Source organism: Endozoicomonas sp. ALC013 (assembly GCF_049310205.1).
Lineage (GTDB): Bacteria > Pseudomonadota > Gammaproteobacteria > Pseudomonadales > Endozoicomonadaceae > Endozoicomonas.
Window position 1 is genome coordinate 1 of the sequence record NZ_JBLYNS010000067.1, and the last position, 15,514, is coordinate 15,514.

Consider the following 15,514-nt stretch of genomic DNA (forward strand, 5'->3'; position numbering starts at 1 on the left):
CCCAAAGACAGCACCCCCGACAGCAAGCGCGGGGACGCACTTCACAATAGTTCGGCCAATAAGTTTACTCGTTTTTTGCAAAAAAATGACCACACGCTCCTGCAATGGGATATTTTTTATCTCTTTTATCTTGTTATCAGTTAATTGATTGGTACAGGCAGGGCATTTTTTTTGGTTGGAACTTTCCACCCATTTCCGCATGCATGATTTACCAAAAACATGTCCGCATGTCAGCTGGATGCTTTTGTATTTTTTTGAGTCACAACATATTGAGTCATAACATATTGCACATTCAAGACCCTTAGCACTATTCATATCAAAACCGAACCATAAAAGGATTTTTCGTAACTATTCAGCCCCAAGAAGCGGAAGATTGCCGTAATTCTCTACAGCTCTATAAATGGAGTGGAATATATTCTTTCCTTGCTTTTTCGCAGACGACACGTAGCTGCGGATCCGTGTAAACATGGAACCATCGTAATCATTCCTGAAGCAGCCTGAGATTTTCTGCTTCAGCTTTGCCATCCTGGCATCCCTTTCGCTGCCGTTGTTATCGAAAGGGATTGTGAAGTCCGTCATGAAACGCAGTGTCTCTTCCTTGTAATCAATGAGCCTCTTGAACAGGTTATAAGCCTTGGTTCTCTTTACCTTCTTTCGTCCCAGCTCTTGCCGCTGCCTCTCCATATAAGCGGCTTCTTTCGCCAGTGCGCGCTTGAGTATACGATCATAAATATCTTCTATGCGCTCTTGCAGAACAGACGGCATCTGTAGCATTCCAATAGTGTTAAACCCTTTACAATAATGCCAGCTGAGCCGCAGCAGTTTCATTAAGCGCAGAGCCAGCTGGTTGGCATCCCTGTCTACCACACCCTGAAGCTCGCGCAGATGATGGGCGTTGCACAATACGTGTACTGCCGCATAGGTAAAGTAGGGTTTCCAGTGGTCATGAACCAGCACGCCGGTAAACGTGAGCAATATACCCATGGCATCCATGCCTTCGCAGCCACGCTTTTGTGCAAGATGGTAGAGTGTCCACTGATCATCCCGCAGGATATGTAGCCACCAGAGGTCACCGTCCACCCTCATACCCGTTTCATCGGAGCCAGCAACAGGCGTCTCCTTTAGAGCATCCTTGATGACCTGTTCAGTAGAGGCGAGGTTTTCGTAAGTTGCTGCAACGAAGTTGGCAACACTGCCTGCACTGAGGCTCATGTTATGAACGGTATGAAAATATTCTGACACTCTCTTGTAAGGAATAAAGTGATACTGGTTCAGGTAGACGGCCATGGCCTTTGTTGACGGCCCATATTGTACGGCAGCGGTCACTCCCTTGGGAAAAGCTGCCTGATTATGGTGACCACAGGAACAAACCTTCACCTCTGCCCTGTGAGCGGTTACCTCGGGGCAACCGGGCTTTCCCCATTCAAACACCTGACGCTCAATATGCTTGAGTGGCTCAACATCAAGAAGGGAAGTATGGCAATCATGACATTCCAGAAGTGTGTGATAGACAACATAATCAGGATTATCAACTGACTTAAGGCAGTTACCTTTATGCCCCTTTTGACCACCGGCTTTATTATCGGACGATTGCCTCAGGCTTTTGGGAGTTGGAGACTCCTGCTGTGAATCGGAGTTTTTTCCATTAGTGGAATCATCTTGGGGACTGTCGCTTTTATTGGGTTTCTGATAGCCATCGGACGATGGAGGTTTACTGCTGTTCTGACTGTTTTTACTGACCATCCCCTCAAGCTCACGACACCGTTCTTCAAGGTAGGCAACCTTCATGCGTAGTTGTACAACTTCCTCTGCCAGGAGTTGGTCGCTTGAAGGTGTTGACGACGTTTCAGAACCCATGCTGGATATGAACCTGAGATTCATTGCATCTCAGGCTGGCAGATAATTCAGGAATTTCCAGAAAATTTTGAGGGGTGCTGAACAGTAACATTGCAGCTTTCTTCCATGACCATATATTTGTTCAGTCAGATAAGGCGGAAGATGCTTTGAAAGCACTGCATGAACTCTCGACAACTGATAATAGCAAAACATGCTTGTAACGAATCAGGATGAATTTACGTTGAATTTCTGGTGATATGTTAGCTCACTATGGAATACAACAGCGGTTACTTAAATCATCATCTCCTCCAGGGATTCAGATGTACCATTTTGGGATAATGCTCCTTCAGTAAAATTAATACAATCCTGAGTGGGGTTTTTGATAAAATATTCTGCTGAATGCAAAATATTCTTTTCATCATGATCCGCCAATCCTATTTCATTTAGTGTGGTTTTTAAAAAAGAATCAGGGTCAGCATCTTTTAAAAGTAAAGCATGATAATGGTCATCTTTAGGCTTTTCTTTTTTATGTAATCTTGGCAAATGACACTTTATATCTTTTTCACAAAGCAATTTTACATTATCAGATTTGTCCCAGAGGTTAGGATAATTTTCATCAGTATAAAAAGTAAAAACAAATCTATCTTTAATAGGTATTGAGTTGATGGTTATATAAGTTGTTGTATAAAACCCTTTGCTCTTTGGAAAATATGAAAACCCGAAATCAAATTTTCTGGCTAAATGTAATGAAAATACACCCGTCTTGTTTTCTGGTGATTCGATAAAATTGCTGTTTAATCGTAACTTCTCATTTTTAACTGGCAAAACCTCAGTTTCTGTCGTCATTTTAGCGGTTTTACTGGGCTTTAGAGGATTGCATGTAGAATTTGCTGGTCTTTTTTGAGCTGTTATGGTTAGACTTGAACCTGCTGATACCGATGGTTGCATTATAGTCCTCGAGGGCTATTAACAATTTATTAAAACTGTATTTTAGATTTGATATTAGAATAGAAATTCGCTTTTTAAACTAATAATTCTGAAAGCGTGCCTGACATAAAATTCAAGTGATCAATGGCCCGCTATTCAGAGGAGTGCAAAAGAGCCCGTCTCTCTTATTCAGTACAACTGATGGGCTCCTTCTCTCATTGACATCCAAACTCCGCTAAGGGTGAACGGAGATTGTACACATCAAACTCATTAATGAGATGTACCAGGAGTTGATGATTGATTAACCAAAAATCGACAATGCCGCCTGCAGAATAATCAGGTTAACAATATCAATAAAGAAGGCACCGACAATAGGCACAACCATAAACCCCTGGGGTGAAGGACCAAAGCGGTTAACGACGGAGCCCATGTTCATGACCGCTGTGGGTGTTGCGCCAAGACCAAAGCCGCAGTGACCGCTGGCAATAACGGCCGCATCGTAGTCTTTGCCCATCACCCGGAAGGTCACCACATAAGTAAATATTGCCAGCATAACGGACTGTGCCAGCAAGATGACCAGGATCGGGATGGCCAGATCGAGAATATTCCAGAGTTTTAAGCTCATCAGGGCCATGGCCAGAAACAGGGCCAGTGACACCGTGCCGAGAATATCGATGGTTTCTATATCCAGCTTTTTCACCCGGGTGACTTCCAGCGTGTTGGTGATGATAACGCCGATAAACAGGGCATAGACAAAATCGGGAATCATCAGCCATTTGATCTCAAAGTTGTTGACCCAGATTTCAAGGTACTTGGCACCGGTCACACAGATCAGAATCATAAACAGTGATTCAATCATCTTTTTTGAGGTGACATTGTCTTCCTCATTTTCGTTGTAGGTCACCAGCTCAGGAAACTGTTCATGGGTTCTGTTGGTGTTGCCGTATCTGGATTTCAGGCCATATTTATCCACCAGTCGCTGCGCCACCGGACTGCCAATAATGCCGCCCATGATCAGGCCGAAGGTGGCTGAAGCCATGGCAATCTCAAGTACATTGTGCATGCCGTATACTTGCTGGAAGGTTTGAGACCAGGCTGCACCGGTGCCGTGACCTCCGGAAAGAGTGATTGACCCGGCAATTAACCCCATCAGCGGGTCAAGCCCCAGCAGGCTGGCCAGTGACATCCCCAGGCCATTTTGCAGCACGATATAGAAAGACGCCACGGCCAGGAAAACAAACACCTTGACCCCACCTTTAATCAGCTGGGTATAGCTGGCGGCCAGGCCAACCGTGGCAAAGAACATCAGCATAAAGGTGTTTTGCAGGGGCAGGTGGAAGTCAATCTCGACACCATTGAAGTGCAGCCAGGCAATAACACCGGCAATAATCAGTCCGCCAACAATAGGCTCAGGAATATTGAACTGCTTTAATAGAGGAATTCGGGCATTGATGAAATGCCCCAGAAATAGCACAAAAATGGCGATGAGAAACGACTCAAGCGCGCCAACCGTCAGTAGTTGATTCATAAACCCTCAAAATAAAAGTGATCAGATACAGGCAAAGCGTCTACCCAGTTTGCTGTAGCCCAGTCCGGTTTCTTTTATCACTTCTATCCGGGTGGGAATCCGTTCTTTCAGGGACTCAATATGGGAGATGATACCGACCATCTTCCCACTGGCATTCAGGCTATCCAAGGCGCTGAGTGCGGTTTCCAGCGTTTCCTGATCCAGTGTACCAAACCCTTCATCCAGAAACAGCGAGTCGATACGGGTTTTATGGCTGACCAGCTCAGATAACCCCAGTGCCAGCGCCAGGCTGACCAGAAAGCTTTCACCACCGGACAGGGTTTTGATATCCCGGGCGGAGTCACCCTGCCAGGTATCCAGTACTTCAAGGCTGAGTTCATCGTTGCTCTTGCGGTTGAGCAGATAGCGGGCATGGAGCTGTTCCAGCTGTCGGTTGGCCAGAAGAATCAGATGATCCAGCGTCAGGCCCTGGGCAAACTTACGGAACTTGTCGCCTTTGCTGGAGCCAATCAGGCCACTGAGTTGCGCCCAAACCTGATATTGATGCTCTTGAGTTGCGATATCCCTGAACAGGCTGGCCTGGCCAAGACGTTTTTCGTCGTCGTCTTTCAGCGCCTGGGTAATTTCACCCTGTCGTTGATTGATAAAACGAATTCGGTTGTCCAATTCGGTCAGTTTGTCAGTCACTTCATCCAGAGTTAGTTTAGTCGCTGGCTGTTCAATATGTGCTTTCAGGTTGGCATCCGCCGAGGCAAGCTTGCCTTTGGCCTCATGCAGCTGTTGTTCAATGGTCTGTTTCAGTTCTGTCAGTGTCTTCCGTTCTTCTCTGTCCAGTAGTGCCTGCTGGAAATGTTCGCTATCCCGGAATGGGCTGTCGTTTAACAATGTCTGCCAGGTTGTTCCGGCGACAGTCAGTGCTTCGCTCAATGTTTCCTGTTCCATGGTCTGCTGGCGAACGATTCCAGTCAGCTGGGCCAGCTTGTCATCAATGGCTTTCAACTGGCTTTGGCTTTGTTGATGGTGTGCCTTTGCTTCGGCCACCAGTGACTTGAGTCGCTGTCGCTCCTCACCCACGATTTTCTGGCCAAACAGATCCTGTCGTTGCTGCTGTTGCTGTTGTCTCCGAGCATTGGTGTGATCCAGCGTTTGCTGAATGTCACGGATAAGTTCATCGGCTTTTTGCCGGTTTTGATGCTTGTGATTCAGCTGCTGGGTAATGGCCTGGATTTTCTCATTCAGCGTTTGTTGTTCGGCGGTGATGTGCTGCCATTGTTGCCAGTTTTTTTCCTGCTGACTCAGCCAGGTTGATTGCTCTGACAGGATTGGAATCTCCAGATGCAGCGCAGTTTGGATTCTCTGCCTGATCTTCTCTTCCAGCGCCCGGTTGGCCTGTTGGCTTTGCTCAAGCTGTTGACGCTTTTCAGACAGCTGCTGGTCAATCTGCCTTTGCTGTTGCTGGTTAACCTCCCGTTGATGGGTGTGTTGGGTCATGTCGTTATTCAGCTGGTCCAGCTGCTGCTGTTCAAGCTGAATGCGGTGATTAAGCTGGCTCAGTTGTTCAAGCTGCTTTTTCCGGGCCTCCCCGGTCTCGGAGAACTGTTTGAAGTGGTCTTGATATTCTTCGGTGTTGTTGATCGATAGGGAAAGAGACTGGGCATTGCTGGTGGCGGACCAGTCTGATGTGACCTGGGCAATCTGATTTTGCAGCTTGCTAATGGTCTGCTCTGAGGATTCCAGTTGTACCTGTAAACGGGCAGCCTCTTTGTTCAGCTTCTCGCCCTGAAGTTGCAGTTGCTCCAGTTCCCGCTGTCTGGCGGTTAAACGCTGTTCGGTATCGGAAATATTCAGCTGCTGATAGTGTTCAATGGCCGGGTGTTCTGTGGCACCGCAAAGGGGGCAGGCCGCTCCGGCCTGCAGTTGGTTGCGATAGTCCTTAAGGCTGGTGATCTGCCGCTCCCGGGCTAACAGCTGTTCCAGGTCATGACAGTGTTGCCTGACATTCCGGTACTCTGTCCTGCATTTTTCAATGTTGTCGGTGTACTGTGCTACCGATTGCTGCAGGTTGCCATGCTGGGTTTGCTCTTTCTGTAAGTCAGCGGTGCAGTTGGCAAATTGCTGGCTGAGGTTGTTCAGATGCAGCCATATCGGGTATTGATCGTGCCACTGCTGTTGATCGGTCAGCAGCTGCTCTTCTTCCTGGCCATTTAACAGGGCTGTTTTGTTCTCTAGCAGTGTTTTATTCTGGCTGGCGCGTTGTTCCCGTGTTTTGGCCAGCGACTGAATATACTCTTCCAGTGTCTGGTGTTGTGCGCCCAGGTTCTGGCGTTCCTGCTCTAACTGATGAATGGCTTGAGCAAACTGTTGTTCACCCTGGCTGGCGGTTTCCCGCTGCTCAAACAGGGTTTGTAATACCGGCAACTGTTCACCCAGCGTTTGCTGGTGTGCATTCTGTTCCAGGTAACGGTTGGCTACCTGAAGTTGTCCAGTGAGTTGTTCCCGGGACTGCTGGTCATCGGCAATGCTACTGTTCAGTGCGCCCTGCTCATGTTCAGCGGCCTGCAATTTGCCTTTGATGGCCTGTTGTTCATTGGTCAGTCTCTGTATATCAGCATCCAGAGGGATGACCTGCTCTACCAACAGGGATTCGGTTTGCTCCTGTTCCTGCTGATAGCTTTCCCAGGCATTTAACTGAATCTGACACTGTTTCTGAACACTTTCAGCCTGTTCGGTGGTGACCTGTTTTTCCTGCTGATGATCAGCCAGTGTCTTTTGTATCCGTTGATGCTTTTGTGTCAGTTCGCTCAACCGATCCCAGTCCGGCAGCAGCTCCATGGCGGGCAGGGCCTGCTCCAGACGGTTTATCTGCTCGCTGTGTTCTGATTTGTGTTGAAGAGCATTATCCAATGACTCCCGGGCTTTTTTCTGTTCACGTTCTCTGCTGGTCAGCTCTTCCAGCCAGCGCTTCTGCTGGTTCAGGGAGAGGCGTTCGTTGCCGGTTTCCTCCTGTTGCCCGGCAAGCTGACTCTGTTCTTCTCTCAGTTCTGTCAGTCGATCGTCGTTCAGTAGAGCAATACCGCCCGCTCTGGCCTTTAACAGGTCGAGTTGCTGCTCTGAGGTGCGCATGCGCTCAAAGGCACGGCGGGAGATTTCTCCGTAGATCTCGGTACCGGTCAGTTCTTCCAGCAGCTCAGCCCGGTCATTGGCACTGGCCTCCAGAAAAGCGGCAAAACCGCCCTGGGCCAGCATCATGGATTTGGTAAAACGTCCGAAGTCCAGCCCGGTCAGCTCACTCACCTTTTTCAATTTATCGCTGATACGGGTGGTAATAATCGTACCATCACTGTCGGCCAACTCGACCTGAGGTGCCTGCAACTTGCCGTCTGCTTTGCCCCTGGCCCGGCGTTGTGACCAGAAGGCGCGATACGCTTGACCTTTGACTTCAAACTCAACTTCGGCGAGCGACTCGGCGGTATGCCGGGTCATCAGCTCGTTATCGGAGGCGGAGATTGTGGTCAGGCGGGGAGTCTGGTGGTACAGGGCAAGGCAGATGGCATCCAGCAGCGTGGTTTTGCCAGCACCGGTCGGGCCGGTAATGGCAAAGAGACCCGTGTTGGTAAACGGTTCACTCTGGAAGTCTATTTTCCACTCGCCCCTGAGGGAGTTAATATTTTTCAGGCGCAGGCTGAGAATTTTCATCAGGCGTTGTCCTTCTGGCCATGCTGCGCCAGCATGGGATGCTGTTTGTCTGCTGCAAACACGTCTTCGAGTATTTCCTGAAACGCGCCGGTCAGCTGCTGTAATTGTTCATCGGTCAGCTCTTCCTGCTTAAGCCGTTGCTGAAAAACATCCTCAACCTTCAACTCGGCCAGACTCTCCTGGTCAGCAACGGTTAGGGATGCGGCGGCTTTTTCCCGTTTTCTTCTTACCCTCAGCAGCTCACATGAGGACAGCTCCTCTCTGGCCAGCACCATTTGTTCGACCCGGCTTTGCAGGTCGTGAAGGTAGGTTTCGGTGGTGATTTCAATCTCCAGCCATGGATTGAGTTCAGCCTGCGGTTGCTCATTTTCATTGGCCCGCTCACTGGCAAGAGTGGCCAGCTGCTGCTCAATGCTGTCCAGGGAGCCCTTGAGACTGATCAGAGGCCTGAAAACAGGAACAATGACGGACTCAATTTTATTCAGCTCGTTTTCCCTGAAGTCCACAATAATGACTTGCTTATCGGATCCGGCTTCATCAAAACTCAGCGGGATTGGTGAACCTGAATAGCGAATATGTTCCTGCTTCGCCACGACCTGTGGCCGATGAAGATGGCCGAGGGCAATGTAGTGAGCCTTGGGGAATGCGGCTACCGGAAATGCCGACAGGGTTCCGATATAAATTTCACGCACGGATTCGCTTAGTTGTCCGCCAACTGTCGTTAAATGACCCGTTGCAATAATGGGCAGACGTTCCCCTGCCAGCTTTTCAGCTTCTGTATAAATGGTCTGATAGTGGGCAGCAATCGCCTGTTGCAGTGCCTGCTGTTTATCCTCACCGGTCTCTCCCGCCTGACTTTCCAGAACATCCCGTGGGCGGACAAACGGAATTGCACAGATCACCGCGCCGGGGTTGCCCTGAGCGTTGTTCAACACCAGAACCTGCTCCCGGGAGTCTTGGCTGACGCCACCCACCACAAAGGTATTCAGGCAGGCCAGCAACTCTTTTGATTCATGCAGTGTGGCTACCGAGTCATGGTTGCCACCAATCACGATAAGCTGCCGACAGTGGGTATTCTGCAGGCTGACAATAAAGCGGCTATAAAGTCCCCTGGCATAGCTGGGCGGGGTGCCGGTATCAAAGATATCACCGGCAATAATCAGGGCATCGATGCGTTGCTCTTGTACCAGCTCGATCAGCCAGTCCAGAAAGGCCTGGTGTTCTGCCTCCCGGCTTTTGCCCATAAAATGCTGGCCAAGGTGCCAGTCTGAAGTGTGAAGAATACGCATGGTGTCTTAAGTTTCGGGCAGTCAGAGGGTGGAGTGAACATCACCCTGGTGAAAAAGTAAAAAGTGAAACTACACCAGAACCGTACTGTAGCCAATGATCTGGCAGCGGATTCCTTGTTTCACTCTTCTTGCGACAGTGCTGCCTGGCAAAGGATAGCTGGATCGTCCGGGAATTGCTCAGGGTACTCAGATTAATATCACATCAACTGAGTGGACTGGAAAACTGCGGTCAGCTATTGAGTTGTATCAGGTTGGTTTAATTGATCCCAGACGGGGTTTCCCCAAAGGGGCACGGTGGTCATGGAGTGTTTGGCACTGCCGGCCGTTTCTTTGGTGGAGTAGCTGAGATAGATCAGGGTTTTGTTTTTCTCATCCCAGATACGTCGTATTTTAAGATGCTTCCAGAGGATGCTTTTCGAGGTTTTAAACACCACTTCGCCGCTTTTGGACATATTGATGTTGTTGACCATATCCAGAGTAATCGGCCCTGTCTGTCGGCAGGAGATGCCCATATCGGAAGGGTCAGACAGGTCAAGATTGCCTTTTACGTGAGAGATATGACAGGTGACACCGCTGACCACCGGGTCGGTAAAGGTGTCGATCTTGATATCTTTAGTGGTGAACAAACCCAGGCTGACATTGCCTACCTCATTGTCTGAGCAGCCGGTGAGCAGAAGTGTTGTAATCAACAGAGCAGAGGTTAACGTTCGCATGTTTTTTAACCTTTTGATAGTTCCCGTCCAAAAACGCATCAAGTAACGTTAATTTTGTTGTATGTACGTCATAGTTGACCCTTAAAAGAAGCCCTGTTTTTAATAAAAGGCGAGCCTTGGGGCCTCATATATTTTTCAGAATATGGGGTACTTTTTATAGTGTTAGCAAACTGCATATCAAGGTATCCGGGATTTAAACACCGGTGGTTTTGCCGAAGACATGTTGACTATTTCCTCACAATCTCCCCTTTTGGCAGATACTCACTTCTCTTCAGAGGTGAGTATCTCTTGACGTAATCTCTCAACACGACAGCGTCTGTATAACCGGTATTAACAAACGTCAGGTTATCATCCACCACCGGCCAGTTATCACCCCCGGCAGCAGAAAAGGCATTAATTGCCATTCGATATTTCCTGTTTTTATCCACAGGCTTTCCGCCAATGTCCAGAGACATTAATTTATCGCCGGCCATGGTCAGCCTGACGTTGGCAAAGTGCGCCAGGCCGCCACTGACCGGTTGAATAGCAGCAATGTCTTCAATGTAGTTCCGCAGCTCACGGCCCGTCATTTCCAGGTAGCACACCATATTGCCAAAAGGCTGAATCTTGAGAATATCTTTTTCGGTAATCTTGCCTGCTTGCAAGCCAGTGCGAACGCCACCACTGTTCATGACAGCCAGATCAGCTTTGGTTTTTTCCATCTGTGCCCGGGCAATCAGATTGCCTATGGCCGCTGGGCCTGAGCGAACTTTTTCCCGTGAACCATCCAGGGTCTGATTGATGGAACCGACAACCTGATTCATTAGTTCACTCGCTTTATCCTGATAAGGCTTTAATGCCTTCAGCACTGCCGGATCTTCTGGAATCTCAGGTTCTATAGTGATCAGCTCTTTCTTACCATCAATGATTTTCTCTTTCTTGAGATTCACCGGAATCAGGCGGTAATTCACCATTTTCAGCAAGCCATGACTGTGTCCTCTGCCACTGTCCAGATATTGATAGATAAAATCAGCCCGACCAACATATTTACCCCACTCCCAGGCTTGCAGTACATAGGTGCTGTTTTTAATATCAGGCCGGTGTAGTTTACTTTGTGAATGGCCACCGACAATGATATCCACACCATCCACTTCTTTAGCCAGGCTGACATCACCCGGAGCATTGTGCCCATGTCTGGCGTTTGGATAATGCCCCATGTGAGTGAGTGCAATAACAATATCAGCCTTTTCATCCCGAATCAGTTTTGGTACCCAAACTGTTCCTGTCTCTATGGCATCATCAAAACGAATATCTTTAATGTTTTCCTTGAGCGCCTGCGATTCTGTATCTTCTGTCGTTAAGCCAAGAATGGCGACCCGCACACCTTGCAGCTCTTTCATTACCCAGGGCTTGAACACTGGTTTACCGGTATCTTTGTAAAAGATGTTGGCTGACAGGAACGGGAAGTCTGCCCACTTTTCCTGCTTCAGCAAAACAGGCAGCGGGTTATCAAACTCATGGTTACCCACGGTCATGGCATCATAACCAATAAGGTTCATCCCGATAAAATCAGGCTCAGCTTCCTGAAGATCGGACTCGGGCACCCCCGTGTTTATATCGCCTGCAGACAATACCAGAGACTTGCCGCCTTCAGCTTCTACATCTGCACGAATACGATCAATCAATGTTTTGCGGGCCGCCATGCCTACTTCACCGTCACGGTTTCGCCAGAATTTTCCGTGGTTGTCATTGGTGTGAATGATGGTGAAATTAAGCGTTTTCAGCGCAGGTTCTCTGTATTGCCCAGTATCGGTAGCACAACCGTTGAGCAATAGCAGGATGGGGAAAGACAATAACAACCAGCGTGGGTACAACATATGGACTCTCCTTTGAGGAAAACGCGGGAATCATACGCACACCTGATTAATTACTGAACGACGTTATTTAGATGTTTTTTTAATAATAAAGAGCACTGTTGTCTGGTTAAAAATCCAGTGCCCATACAACCTCACACCCTCGTTTCCTCGCTCTGCGTGGGAACGAGGTGCCAGTGATGTATATCAGTAAAGAACGCGGCAGCGGATGGTGCCTTCAATCTTTTTTATCTTCTGCATGGCCATATCGCTGTGTTCAGCATCAACATCGATAACAACGTAACCAACGGACTCATTGGTCTGCAGGTACTGACCGCTGATGTTGATACGGTTTTCAGACAGTATCTGGTTAATCTGACCCAGAATACCGGGAATATTCTGGTGGATATGCAGCAGGCGGTGCTTGCCGGGGTGGGCAGGCAGGGCGACTTCCGGGAAGTTGACCGACGACAATGTAGTACCAATATCGCTGTACATAACGAACTTCTCGGCAACCTCCCGGCCAATATTTTCCTGTGCTTCCTGGGTACTGCCGCCAATATGGGGAGTCAGGATAACATTCTTCATGCCACGCAGGGGGCTGATGAATTCATCATCGTTACCCCGTGGCTCTTCCGGAAATACGTCAATGGCGGCACCCAGCAGCTTCCCGTTCTTCAGGTGCTCGGCCAGCGCTTCAATAACCACCACAGAACCACGGGAGGCATTGATCAGAATGCTGTTGTCCTTCATGGCAGCAAACTGTGCTTCACCAAACATCCACTGGGTATCCCGGGTTTCGGGAACATGCAGACTGACAATGTCGCACATGCCAAGCAGGGTGTTCAGATCACTGATCTGGGTCGCATTGCCCATGGAAAGCCGGGTCACCACATCATAGAAATAGACTTCCATGCCCAGAGACTCTGCCATGATGCTGAGCTGGCTGCCGATATTTCCGTAGCCGATAATACCCAGTTTTTTGCCGCGGATTTCATGGGAGTTCGCTGCTGTTTTCTGCCAGCCTCCCTGGTGTGCCATGGCATTCTTCTCCGGGATTCCACGCAGTAGCAGGATGGCTTCAGCCAGCACCAGCTCAGCCACTGAGCGGGTGTTGGAATAAGGTGCGTTGAAAACAGGTATCCCCCGTCGTGTAGCTGCGGGCAGTTCTACCTGGTTGGTACCAATGCAGAAACAGCCAACAGCACAGAGTTTTTTTGCCGCCGCAAAAATCTCATCGGTCAGCTGGGTCCGGGACCGGATGCCGACAAAGCGGGCATCAGCGATACGTTCCTTTAGTTCCTCAGGAGGCAGGGAGGTGGTGACATAGTCGATATTGGTATAGCCCGATGCTTTAAGAATCTCGACAGCAGACGGGTGGACACCTTCCAACAGGAGAAAACGAATCTTGCTCTTATCCAGCGATATTTCGGGCATATCAGTCTCTTTATTGGTTAGCTCATGGCGGACTGGCTCAAGGCTGTTTTACATTAAAGCACTGTTTTTTATTGTGCAGGCGGACAACAGCAGCAGTGCTTTCAATTTATGGCTGTTATTGATCCACCCATCGTTTTCATGGCGCATCACCGGTTGCTCCCGGCTGCGTCAGGCGGCACATCATAGCATAGGCTGTGCGTGATAGTACCTGCTAAAAGGCGGTGGGTCGTTACTGCAGGGAGATCGGCCTCACATCAGTGAAACCGATCTGGTGGTAAGCTTTGTCATAGCGACCGTATTTAAATACCCATGCTGGAGAGGGTAAACATTAATTGCCGGATCGCCTGTGTCAGGGCCGGGTGGTCTTCACTGAAGCGAATGGCCTCCTGCTCCAGCTGATCGTTGTAGCCCTGAATGGGGATTTCTCCTTCTGCCTGGGCAACGGCAATGTTGATCTCTTCGGTTATCTGTTTTAAGGCTCCTGCTGTGCATTCATCGACGGGTGAGTTTTCAAGAATATCATGAAGGCTCTGGATATTGAGTTGCAGCTCTTCTGACATACTATGCTCCTTCCACTGTGCGGCCAGTCTTTATGATACTACTACAGTGTATGTGAAAGTGAGATGCTTTAACTGTGAGTTGAGCCGTGGGACAATAGTCTACCCGGGGAATGACAGGCAAACACTGTCTGTTTCCCGACAAGGCTTCTGGCTCAGTTGAATAATAAATATCCGTATGATGTTGGCGCGTATTGTGCGTTCCATTTTTCATCACCGGCGTTAATAAGGGATGCGCTATGAAGTACAGGCACCGCTGGATCAGTGGCGACCGTATTGACCTTCCTGTTGGGAAGGTGGTTTGTGTAGGACGGAATTATGCGGCACATGTCCAGGAACTGAATAATCCCCTGCCGGATGATCCGGTGCTGTTTATTAAGCCCGGTACCGCCATGGTTAACCTTGAGCAGCCCGTGAAATTACCCCGTAATCGTGGAGTGGTCCATCATGAGACAGAAGTGAGCCTGCTGATCAGGGAGCCTCTGACCGATGCCAGTGAGCATGAGGCTAACCAGGCGATCATGGCTATTGGTCTGGGACTGGATTTGACACTGCGTGATCTTCAGGAACGGCAAAAGTCAAAAGGGCTGCCGTGGGAAGTTGCCAAAGCCTTTGATAACAGCTGCCCGTTATCCGGGTTTGTGGCCGTCGAGCATATTAAAGATCCTGCCAATCTCGGGTTTTCTCTGTCGGTCAATGGAGAGCCAAGGCAGAAAGGGACAACGGCACATATGTTGACCTCCATTCCCGGGCTGTTGAGCTATATCAGCAGGCATTTCACCTTACTTCCGGGAGATATCGTGCTGACCGGAACGCCGGAAGGTGTTGGGCCTCTGCAGCCGGGGGATGATTTAGAGTTGTCCATGAATGGGATTTTTTCAACCCGGACGCGGTGTCTCTGAAGACACGTTTTACGAGCCATTCATAAGCTAACTGCCGGTTCTGTTGTGGCTGAGACATTCACTCTCAGTGTGGGTTGAGAGGATCAGAGGCTCCTGATCCTCTTCAAATCCTAGAAGTTCCTGACCCGCTGGGTTCGTCCACCCCGATCAATGGCAACAAACACCATGGTTGTTTCTGTCAGTTTCTCCCAGCCATGGTGGTTTTCTATCCAGCCTTCGACAACCACCTTAATCGATGTTTTGCCGATTTCTGTTACCCGGGTAAAGAACCCGATCAGGTCACCGGCCTGAACTGGCCTGAGAAAGCTCATACTGCCAATACTGACCGTGACCACCCTGGCACCATTGGAGGCCTTGCGGGCACAGACTTCCCCAGCCTGGTCCAGGTGCATGGCTACCCAGCCAGCAAATACATCACCACTGCTATTGACGGAACGGTGATCCGCCAGAACTTTCAAGGTCATTTCCCCTTGAGGAGTAGGGACGCTGTCGAGATTTTCATGTCTGGCACTCATGTAAGACTCCAAACTATTTTTATTGTTTTGTTCAGTTAATTTGATTTTGCGGGTATTCTATCTTTTTTACTATCTATTTCATATTAAAAGTCTTTTTGGCTGTCCTATGGAGATAAGGGTTCATATTGCTGTGCAATTTTATGCTGGACTCTTATAGCCTGCTGATTGATTATTGATTATAGAGTATTGATTTTCTTACAATTGATTGAAAATAGATTCATATGAAACTCTTATTTAACTGTCCGGCATCCGGTAAAATTTTTAATGAAGGGACCGGGAGGC

12 protein-coding genes are annotated in these 15,514 nt (G+C 48.9%); 1 reads left to right on the plus strand and 11 read right to left on the minus strand.

Translation table 11 applies throughout. From position 1 onward, the window contains the following. From ACO6V1_RS13430 to ACO6V1_RS13475, 10 genes are all read right to left on the minus strand, one after another. On the minus strand, nt 1-315 hold a 315-nt coding region (locus ACO6V1_RS13430), incomplete at its 3' end, for an RING finger domain-containing protein (RefSeq protein ID WP_422467173.1). A gap of 33 nt (nt 316-348) precedes the next feature. After that, nucleotides 349-1,857 carry an IS66 family transposase gene (gene tnpC / locus ACO6V1_RS13435; protein ID WP_422444001.1) on the minus strand — a complete coding sequence of 503 codons (1,509 nt, stop codon included), beginning with the start codon at nt 1,855-1,857 and terminating at the stop codon, nt 349-351. A gap of 270 nt (nt 1,858-2,127) precedes the next feature. Continuing rightward, on the minus strand, nt 2,128-2,784 hold the full coding sequence (locus ACO6V1_RS13440) for a hypothetical protein (protein ID WP_422443999.1): 657 nt from the start codon (nt 2,782-2,784) through the stop codon (nt 2,128-2,130). Nucleotides 2,785-3,064: 280 nt separating this feature from the next. Continuing rightward, nucleotides 3,065-4,291 (minus strand): sodium/glutamate symporter, encoded by a 1,227-nt coding sequence (gene gltS, locus ACO6V1_RS13445; protein ID WP_422467175.1) that lies wholly within the window; start codon nt 4,289-4,291, stop codon nt 3,065-3,067. 21 nt (nt 4,292-4,312) lie between these two features. Next, nucleotides 4,313-7,987, minus strand: coding sequence for an AAA family ATPase (locus tag ACO6V1_RS13450; RefSeq protein ID WP_422467177.1), 3,675 nt, complete (start codon nt 7,985-7,987; stop codon nt 4,313-4,315). Continuing rightward, nucleotides 7,987-9,276 carry an exonuclease subunit SbcD gene (gene sbcD, locus ACO6V1_RS13455; protein ID WP_422467179.1) on the minus strand — a complete coding sequence of 430 codons (1,290 nt, stop codon included), beginning with the start codon at nt 9,274-9,276 and terminating at the stop codon, nt 7,987-7,989. The genes ACO6V1_RS13450 and sbcD overlap by 1 nt, the downstream gene beginning before the upstream one ends. A 233-nt stretch (nt 9,277-9,509) precedes the next feature. Further along, entirely contained in the window at nt 9,510-9,989 is a 480-nt protein-coding gene (locus tag ACO6V1_RS13460; protein WP_422443991.1) for a CreA family protein, read from the minus strand. Nucleotides 9,990-10,216: 227 nt separating this feature from the next. Next, complete coding sequence (gene ushA / locus ACO6V1_RS13465) at nt 10,217-11,845, minus strand: bifunctional UDP-sugar hydrolase/5'-nucleotidase UshA (RefSeq protein ID WP_422443989.1); 1,629 nt, start codon at nt 11,843-11,845, stop codon at nt 10,217-10,219. A gap of 183 nt (nt 11,846-12,028) precedes the next feature. After that, a complete protein-coding gene (gene serA, locus ACO6V1_RS13470; RefSeq protein WP_422443987.1) occupies nt 12,029-13,258 on the minus strand; it encodes a phosphoglycerate dehydrogenase in 1,230 nt (409 codons plus the stop codon). Nucleotides 13,259-13,557: 299 nt separating this feature from the next. Further along, a complete protein-coding gene (locus tag ACO6V1_RS13475; RefSeq protein WP_101747242.1) occupies nt 13,558-13,818 on the minus strand; it encodes a DUF4404 family protein in 261 nt (86 codons plus the stop codon). A 236-nt stretch (nt 13,819-14,054) separates the two neighbouring features. On the opposite strand from ACO6V1_RS13475, the gene ACO6V1_RS13480 reads away from it, so the two are divergent. Next, nucleotides 14,055-14,717: a fumarylacetoacetate hydrolase family protein gene (locus ACO6V1_RS13480; protein ID WP_422443985.1), complete on the plus strand. Its 663-nt coding sequence runs from the start codon at nt 14,055-14,057 to the stop codon at nt 14,715-14,717. A gap of 110 nt (nt 14,718-14,827) precedes the next feature. On the opposite strand, the gene ACO6V1_RS13485 is transcribed toward ACO6V1_RS13480, so the two are convergent. Further along, nucleotides 14,828-15,232, minus strand: a complete 405-nt coding sequence (locus ACO6V1_RS13485) for an acyl-CoA thioesterase (protein WP_269671842.1) — start codon at nt 15,230-15,232, stop codon at nt 14,828-14,830. Nucleotides 15,233-15,514: the final 282 nt, after the last annotated feature.

Bases quoted from the DNA above. Each gene is read 5' to 3' on its own strand.
- tnpC (WP_422444001.1), bottom strand. From the start codon at position 1,857: ATGGGTTCTGAAACGTCGTCAACACCTTCAAGCGACCAACTCCTGGCA.
- serA (WP_422443987.1), bottom strand. From the start codon at position 13,258: ATGCCCGAAATATCGCTGGATAAGAGCAAGATTCGTTTTCTCCTGTTG.
- sbcD (WP_422467179.1), bottom strand. From the start codon at position 9,276: ATGCGTATTCTTCACACTTCAGACTGGCACCTTGGCCAGCATTTTATG.
- ACO6V1_RS13450 (WP_422467177.1), bottom strand. From the start codon at position 7,987: ATGAAAATTCTCAGCCTGCGCCTGAAAAATATTAACTCCCTCAGGGGC.
- ACO6V1_RS13460 (WP_422443991.1), bottom strand. From the start codon at position 9,989: ATGCGAACGTTAACCTCTGCTCTGTTGATTACAACACTTCTGCTCACC.
- ushA (WP_422443989.1), bottom strand. From the start codon at position 11,845: ATGTTGTACCCACGCTGGTTGTTATTGTCTTTCCCCATCCTGCTATTG.
- ACO6V1_RS13475 (WP_101747242.1), bottom strand. From the start codon at position 13,818: ATGTCAGAAGAGCTGCAACTCAATATCCAGAGCCTTCATGATATTCTT.
- gltS (WP_422467175.1), bottom strand. From the start codon at position 4,291: ATGAATCAACTACTGACGGTTGGCGCGCTTGAGTCGTTTCTCATCGCC.
- ACO6V1_RS13480 (WP_422443985.1), top strand. From the start codon at position 14,055: ATGAAGTACAGGCACCGCTGGATCAGTGGCGACCGTATTGACCTTCCT.
- ACO6V1_RS13485 (WP_269671842.1), bottom strand. From the start codon at position 15,232: ATGAGTGCCAGACATGAAAATCTCGACAGCGTCCCTACTCCTCAAGGG.
- ACO6V1_RS13440 (WP_422443999.1), bottom strand. From the start codon at position 2,784: ATGCAACCATCGGTATCAGCAGGTTCAAGTCTAACCATAACAGCTCAA.